Annotated in this window: 1 protein-coding gene; it reads left to right on the forward strand. The window is 32.8% G+C overall.

Annotation, left to right across the window (positions count from 1 at the left end; all coding sequences use genetic code 11):
• The first annotated feature begins 41 nt into the window (after positions 1-41).
• A protein-coding gene (locus ACFS3A_RS26700) for an IS3 family transposase (protein ID WP_379828775.1) occupies positions 42-1,273 on the forward strand; the annotation gives its coding sequence in 2 pieces (ribosomal slippage) (positions 42-390 and positions 390-1,273; 1,233 coding nt in all).
• Positions 1,274-1,310 lie beyond the last annotated feature (37 nt).

The following is a 1,310-nucleotide window of genomic DNA, read 5'->3' on the forward strand; positions in this document are numbered from 1 at the left end:
TGTCTCGTCCTGAAATAAGTTGACATAAAATTGACTTATTTATGAATAATCCAGAATTTAAAAAAGAGCGACGTAGTCAGCGAGATTACAACTTAGGCTTTAAATTAGCCGTTATTTCGCAGGTAGAAAAAGGCGAACTTACTTACAAGCAGGCGCAGAAAAAATACGGAATACAGGGAAGAAGCACTGTTTTGGTTTGGTTACGAAAATTTGGTAACTTAGACTGGAGCAAACCTAATCTTCTTTTTATGTCAAAATCAAAAGAAACTCCGGCACAGATTATCAAAAGATTAGAAAAAGAACTTGCAGATGAAAAACTGAAAAACATGGTTCTTAATACTATGATTGATATTTCTGACAGTCAATATGGAACTCAAATCAGAAAAAAGTTTTCTCCCAAACCATCAGAAGCATCCGGCAGGAAAAAGGAATAAGTATGTCCTATGCCTGTAGATTATTTGGGATAAGCCGACAATCGATTTATCAGCATGAATCACGTTTACTAATACGCGAAGAACAATTGCTCAAAGTTAGGGAACTGGTTGAAAAACAAAGAAGAATAATGCCTAGATTAGGCACAAGAAAACTTTATTTTTTATTGGAGCACTGTTTTGCTGAAAATGGAATTAAAATCGGTAGAGATGCATTTTTCAAGTATTTAAAAAGAGAGCAGCTGCTTATAAAGCCTGCAAAGAGTTATATTAAAACAACTTTTTCTAAACACTGGCTTCATAAATATCCTAATCTTCTAAAAGATATTAATGTGCATAGGCCCGAACAGGTCTTTGTAAGTGATATAACTTATGTAAAATCATATGAAAGAACCCATTATCTCTCATTAGTTACAGACGTTTTCAGCAGGAAAATTGTCGGCTATCATTTAAGTGACGATATGAGTGCAGAGAATGTTGTTAAAGCCCTGAAAATGGCAGTTAAAAATAGAAAAAACAAACTTGCACTTATACATCATTCAGACAGAGGGCTTCAGTATTGTTCCCAGATTTATCAGAATGAATTAAGAAAGAACAATATTGAACCATCAATGACCGATGGATATGATTGCTATCAGAATGCTTTAGCAGAAAGAATCAATGGGATTTTAAAGCATGAATTTTTAATCTATAAATGTAAATCAGCAGTAGAATTAAATAAATTAATTAAAGAATCTATAGAATGCTATAATCAAAAAAGGCCGCATTTAAGCTTGAAAATGAAAACACCTAATTTTGTATATCAAAAAACCAGCAAAGAGAACTTTACTGGTTTTAATTAATATTGTGAAACCTGTCAACCTATTTCAGGACGACTCA

Source organism: Flavobacterium notoginsengisoli (assembly GCF_042686225.1).
Classification (GTDB): domain Bacteria; phylum Bacteroidota; class Bacteroidia; order Flavobacteriales; family Flavobacteriaceae; genus Flavobacterium; species Flavobacterium notoginsengisoli.